At 66.8% G+C, this 5,787-nt stretch carries 7 protein-coding genes; 3 read left to right on the top strand and 4 right to left on the bottom strand.

Features of this window, described 5'->3' with window-relative positions; genetic code table 11:
* Positions 1-400, bottom strand: a 400-nt coding sequence (locus QZY06_RS19180) for a LysE family transporter (RefSeq protein WP_295687134.1), incomplete at its 3' end; no start/stop codon positions are given.
* A 120-nt stretch (positions 401-520) separates the two neighbouring features.
* On the opposite strand from QZY06_RS19180, the gene cysS reads away from it, so the two are divergent.
* The 3 genes from cysS to QZY06_RS19195 are packed head-to-tail and all read left to right on the top strand — an operon-like array spanning position 521 to position 3,318.
* Positions 521-1,897 (top strand): cysteine--tRNA ligase, encoded by a 1,377-nt coding sequence (gene cysS / locus QZY06_RS19185; RefSeq protein ID WP_295687136.1) that lies wholly within the window; start codon positions 521-523, stop codon positions 1,895-1,897.
* 25 nt (positions 1,898-1,922) lie between these two features.
* The gene (locus QZY06_RS19190) at positions 1,923-2,627 is read left to right on the top strand and encodes an alpha/beta fold hydrolase (RefSeq protein WP_295687138.1); all 705 of its coding nucleotides are present in this window, start codon (positions 1,923-1,925) and stop codon (positions 2,625-2,627) included.
* A 10-nt stretch (positions 2,628-2,637) separates the two neighbouring features.
* Entirely contained in the window at positions 2,638-3,318 is a 681-nt protein-coding gene (locus QZY06_RS19195) for a cupin domain-containing protein (RefSeq protein WP_295687140.1), read from the top strand.
* Between the two features lie 3 nt (positions 3,319-3,321).
* On the opposite strand, the gene glcF is transcribed toward QZY06_RS19195, so the two are convergent.
* From glcF to QZY06_RS19210, 3 genes are all read right to left on the bottom strand, one after another.
* The gene (gene glcF, locus QZY06_RS19200) at positions 3,322-4,551 is read right to left on the bottom strand and encodes a glycolate oxidase subunit GlcF (RefSeq protein WP_295687142.1); all 1,230 of its coding nucleotides are present in this window, start codon (positions 4,549-4,551) and stop codon (positions 3,322-3,324) included.
* Positions 4,551-5,609, bottom strand: coding sequence for a glycolate oxidase subunit GlcE (gene glcE, locus QZY06_RS19205; protein ID WP_295687143.1), 1,059 nt, complete (start codon positions 5,607-5,609; stop codon positions 4,551-4,553). The genes glcF and glcE overlap by 1 nt, the downstream gene beginning before the upstream one ends.
* Positions 5,610-5,613: 4 nt before the next feature.
* The coding region (locus tag QZY06_RS19210; protein ID WP_295687145.1) for an FAD-linked oxidase C-terminal domain-containing protein at positions 5,614-5,787 on the bottom strand (174 nt) is incomplete at its 5' end.

Below are 5,787 nucleotides of genomic sequence, written 5' to 3' on the forward strand. Positions count from 1 at the left end.
ACAGGATGCCTTTCGGATTCGTCGAGTTGACGATCAGGCCGCGCAGGAACAGAGCGCGTGGTGTATCGGAACGCGCCGCCAGCGGCACGTCCGCCGTGGACAACCTGAGCGGCGCGCTCGCCGAGCGCCACTGCTTGATCCCGAGATAAACCAGATAGCCCGCGCCGAACCACTTGATCGCCGTGAACAAGATCGGTGACGTGGCGAGCACCGCACCCAGGCCGACGCCGACCACGATCAGGGTCACCGTCGCGCCAGCCTGCAAGCCGATGATGTTCCAGAGCGCAGCGCGGAAACCGTGGTTGAGCCCGGCCGTGACGCAGGACAGCACACCCGGCCCGGGTGACAGGCAGATCAGCCAGGCAGCAACGAAGAAGGCCAGCCAGGTATCGAGGGTCATGAGTGTCTGGAGCGCGGAACGGCGTCATTGTCGCCTGCAGGAAATGCGCCGTGAGCACTTGCCTGCAACGGCCACGCCCCGAAGCTATCCTTGCCCGGCTTTTCCGCCCATCGAGCCCTCATGCAACTGCACAACACGCTGTCCGGCCGCAAGGAAGATTTCGCGCCGCTGAACCCCGAGCGGGTGACGATGTACGTCTGCGGGCCCACGGTGTATTCATTCGCCCACATCGGCAACGCCCGTCCGGCGGTGGTTTTCGATGTGCTGGCGCGGGTGCTGCGCCGCCGTTATCCGCGCGTGGACTACACCCGCAACATCACCGACATCGACGACAAGATCAACGCGGCGGCGGCGAAGGAAGGCGTGGCGATCAAGGTCATCACCGAGCGCTACACCGACATCTATCACGAGGATCTCGACGCGCTCGGCGTGGCCCGGCCGACCTACGAGCCGAAGGTCACCGAGCATCTCGCGCACATCATTTCGATGGTTGAACGCCTGATCGCCAACGGCTCGGCCTACGCCGCCGAAGGCCATGTGCTGTTCAATGTCACCAGCTACGCCGGCTACGGCGAATTGTCGAAGCGCGATCGTCGCGAGATGATCGCCGGCGCCCGCGTGGAAGTGGCGCCGTACAAGAAGGACCCGGGCGATTTCGTATTGTGGAAGCCGTCGACGCCGGACCAGCCGGGCTGGGAATCGCCCTGGGGCCGCGGCCGTCCGGGCTGGCATATCGAATGCTCGGCGATGGCCGAAGCGCTGCTCGGCGACACCATCGACATTCACGGCGGCGGCCACGATCTGGTCTTTCCGCATCACGAGAACGAACGCGCCCAGAGCACCGCTGCGCACGACGGCAAGACCTTCGCGCGCTACTGGCTGCACAACGGCTTCCTGACCATGGACAGCGAGAAGATGTCCAAGTCGGTCGGCAACGTGTTGCTGATCCGCGAGATCCTCAAGGCTGCGCCGGGAGAAGCCGTGCGCCTCGCGCTGCTGACCGGCCATTACCGCCAGCCGCTCGACTGGAACGACGAAGCGCTCGCCGATGCCCGCCGCAAGCTCGATCGTCTGTATGGCGCGCTGCGCGATGCCGGCGATGTCGCAGCCTCCGATGCCAAGGCACCGGATGCGTTCATCGCAGCGCTGGAAGACGACATCAACACGCCAGCGGCGCTGGCCGAACTGTTCGAGCTGGCGCGCGCGCTGAACAAGGCGAGCGATGCCGCCGAGAAAGCCACGCTGGTCGCCCAGATCAAGGACGCCGGCGCGCTGCTCGGCCTGCTGCAACAGAATCCGGGCGAATGGTTCAGCCAGTCCTCCGGCACGGCATCGGAAGGCCCGAGCGAAACTGAAATCGAAGCCGCGCTGGCCGCCCGCATCGCCGCGAAAACCGCCAAGGACTACAAGGAAGCTGACCGTATCCGCGACGATCTGAAAGCGCGCGGCGTGCTGGTGGAAGACTCGAAGGACGGCCAGCGCTGGCGCCGGCTGTAAAGACCTGAAGCACGAGGAAGCGACGATGAACGCACCCGATCGCAAGCTGATGATGCCGGCGCGCAAGCTGATGCTCTGGGAACTGCGCGTGGTGCCGGAACTGGTCGGCAGTTTCCTGCCCCGCCCATTCGCCGCCGAGCTGCCGCGCGGCCATGGCGAGCCGGTGATGGTGCTGCCCGGCTTCGCTGCCGATGACCTGGCCGTCTCTCTGCTGACCCGGCGCCTGAAAGCGCTCGGCTATCACGCGATCAGCTGGGGCCTGGGCCGCAACACCGGCAACCTGAAACGACTGCAGCCGCTGCTGGTCGAGCGCCTGCAGCGCTTCGCCGACAGCCGTGGCGCCAAAGTGAAGCTGGTCGGCTGGAGCCTGGGCGGTGCGATGGCGCGCGAATTGGCCCGCGAATATCCGCACCTAGTCGACCAGGTGGTGACGCTAGGCTCGCCGGTGATCGGCGGTGCCAAGTTCACCGCGGTGGGTCGCAGCTATCAGAAAAAGGGCCTGGACCTGGACCGCTCGGCGCTGGCCGCCGATGCCCGCGAAACGGGCAAGCAGATTTCGGTGCCGGTCACCGCGCTTTATGACCGCCACGACGGCATCGTCAACTGGGGTGCCTGCATCGATCGGCACAACCGCCACGTCAAGCACATCGAAGTGCAGTGCTCACATCTCGGCATGGTCGTCGATCGCAAGGTGTTCGGGCTGATCGCCCACGCGCTCGCCAAGCCCTGAAACGCCGGCCGTGAAACTCAATATCGATTACACGCAACGGGTGGTCATCGACACCACGGCGATGGACTGGACGCCGTCACCGTTGGCCGGCGTGGATCGCAAACCTCTGGATCGTGATGGCTTTGAGGTGGCGCGCGCGACCAGCCTGGTCCGCTATGCGCCGGGCTCGCGCTTCGCCGCGCATACCCACGGCGGCGGTGAGGAGTTCTACGTGCTCGAAGGCGTGTTCGAAGATGAGCACGCGGCGTATCCGGCCGGCACCTATGTGCGCAATCCGGTCGGCTCCCGGCACGTGCCGCGCTCGACATCCGGCTGCACGATCCTGGTCAAGCTCTGGCAGTTCGAAGACGGCGACAGCGCCCAGTTCGCGATCGACACCAGCAAGGCCGAATGGAAGTCGGGCCGCGTGCCCTGCCAGCAGGAAATCCTGCTTCATCAATTCGGCAGCGAAGTGGTCAAGCTGATCGACTTCGCGCCCGGCTGCGCCTCGCTGTTCCACAGCCACGGCGGCGGCGAGGAAGTGCTGGTGCTGCAGGGCACGCTCAGCGACGAGTTCGGCGACTACCCGGCTGGCACCTGGTATCGCGTGCCGCCCGGTTCCTCGCACACGCCGTTCTCGCGTAACGGCTGCCGGATCTGGTTCAAGTCCGGGCATCTGCCGCCGCGGACGAAACTGCCTGTCGTCGCCTGAGTTTCAAACCCCCAGCCGCTCGGCGATCAGTTCGATCCAATGCTCCACCGGCCGGTTCGCACCGCCCGCCAGATGCGTCAGACAGCCGATGTTCGCCGTCGCGATACGGCTAGGAGCACCGGCTTCGAGCGCAGCCAGCTTGTTGGCCTTGAGCGTTGCCGACAGCGCCGGCTGCAGGATCGAATACGTTCCCGCCGAGCCGCAGCAGAGATGCGAATCGGCGACCACCGTGGTGCGGAAGCCGGCGACGGTCAGCAGGCGTTCGACATTGCCCTTGTTCTTCATGCCGTGCTGCAGGGTGCACGGCGAGTGGAAGGCAATCGCTTCCGGCTTCGCGGGTGAACGCGCCAGGGCACGATCGAAGGCGGCGGCTTCGCGGCTCAGCAGTGTGGTCAGGTCGATCAAGGCTGCGGTGACTTGCGCAGCTTTCTCCGCATAGGCCGGGTCGCTCGCCAGGTGATGCGCGTACTCGGCGACGAAACTCGCGCAGCCGCTGGCGCTGACGACGATGCCCTCGGCGCCCGCATCGAGCGCGGCGCACAGCCGGTCGATGGCGATGCGCGCGGTGTTCAGCCCTTCGGCCTGCGCGTTCAAGTGGTAGGACACGGCACCGCAGCAGCCGATCGACACCGCTTCCGCGCTGATGCCGATGGCATCACACACGCGCGCGGCGGCGCTGTCGATGTCCGGTGCCAGCGCGGGCTGCACGCAACCACCGGCGATGACGATACGGCGCGCGTGGCGTGGTTCGGGCCAGCGGCCGGCCGGGCGGGCCACCGGTACGGCGTCCTTCAGAACGCCCGGCAACAAGGGCCGGAACAAGCGGCCCAAGCCGAGCAGGAAGGCAAAGCGCGCCGGATGCGGCAGTACCTGCCGCAGCAGCCAGCGCAGTGCCCGCGCCGGAAAACTGCGCGGCACTTTCGCTTCGACGACTTCGCGGCCGATGTCGACCAGCCGCCCGTATTGCACGCCGCTCGGGCAGGTCGATTCGCAGCTGCGGCAGGTCAGGCAGCGATCGAGGTGATCGCGGGTCTCCGCGGTGACCGGCGCGCCTTCGAGCACCGACTTGATCTGGTAGATGCGGCCGCGCGGGCCGTCCAGTTCGTCGCCGAGCAACTGGTAGGTCGGGCAGGTGGCGTTGCAGAAACCGCAGTGCACGCAGGCGCGCAGGATGCTATCGGCCTCCTGGCCTTGCGGCGTGTCGCGGATGAAATCGGCAAGGTTGGTTTGCATCAGAAGTCCGGATAAAGCCGGCCGCGGTTGAGGATGCCAGCAGGATCGAACGTCGCCTTGAGACGGCGATGCAGTGCCATCACGGCGGGAGCCGGCAGATGGAAGGCATCGCTGCGCGTCGTCTGCCGGAATGCGGTTGCATGACCACCATGGACCGCGGCCAGCGTCCGCAGATCGTCTGCCGAACGCGTGGTGCGCAGCCAGCGCTGACCTCCGCCCCAGTCGATCAGCTCGTCGATGTCCTCAGCCGCCAGCGGCAAGCTCGTCGGCTTGACCGCGAGCCGCCACAGCGGCGCGTCGCCAGCAAAGAACGGATGCTTCTGCTCACGCAGCACGGTCCAGAACGCTGGCGCGTCCAGCAGTGCCTCGCCACCGAGCTTGGCGACTGCGGCCCGCACCGCTGCGGGATTGCCGGCCAGTCGCAGCTTCAGACGGCCCTGGTGATGGATGGCGCCCGCCAAGGGCAGCGGCTGGCCGGCCAGGCGATTCATCGTCGCGATCGCCGATTGCGCGTCGCACTCGAACACTCGCGTCTCGTCGGCCTCAGGCGTCGGCAGCACCTTGAAGCTGACCTCGGTGATCAGACCCATGGTGCCCATCGCGCCGGCCTGCAGGCGGAAGGTGTCGAAGCCGGCGACGTTCTTCATCACCTGGCCGCCGAAGCGCAGGTATTCGCCGCGACCGTCGATCAGGGTGACGCCGAGCAGGTAGTCGCGCACCGCACCGGCATACGGCCGACGCGGGCCGGACAGACCGCTGGCGACGCAGCCACCGACCGTTGCACCGGCGCCGAAATGCGGCGGCTCGAACGGTAGGCACTGGCCGGACGCGGCCAGCGTCGCTTCGACTTCGGCGAGCCGGGTACCGGCCTTGACGGTCAGCACCAGTTCGCTCGGGTCGTAGGCGATGACGCCGCTGTGCAAGCGGGTGTCGAGCAGATCGCCCAACGGCTCGCCGCCGAGGAAATCCTTGGTGCCACCGCCGCGGATGCGCAGCGGCGTGTCGTTTGCTGCCGCGCTGCGGATGCGCTCCTGCGCCTGGGCAATGAAGTCGGGCATCGGTTCAGAAGCGCGGCAGGTCAGGATGCGAGACCACGCCCTTGTGCACGTGCATGCGGCCCATCTCGGCACAGCGATGCAGGGTCGGCACTGCCTTGCCCGGGTTGAGCAGACCGCGCGGATCGAAGGCTGCTTTCACCGCGTGGAAAGCTTCGAGTTCGACCGAACGGAACTGGGT

The organism is uncultured Nevskia sp., assembly GCF_903885465.1.
Classification (GTDB): domain Bacteria; phylum Pseudomonadota; class Gammaproteobacteria; order Nevskiales; family Nevskiaceae; genus Nevskia.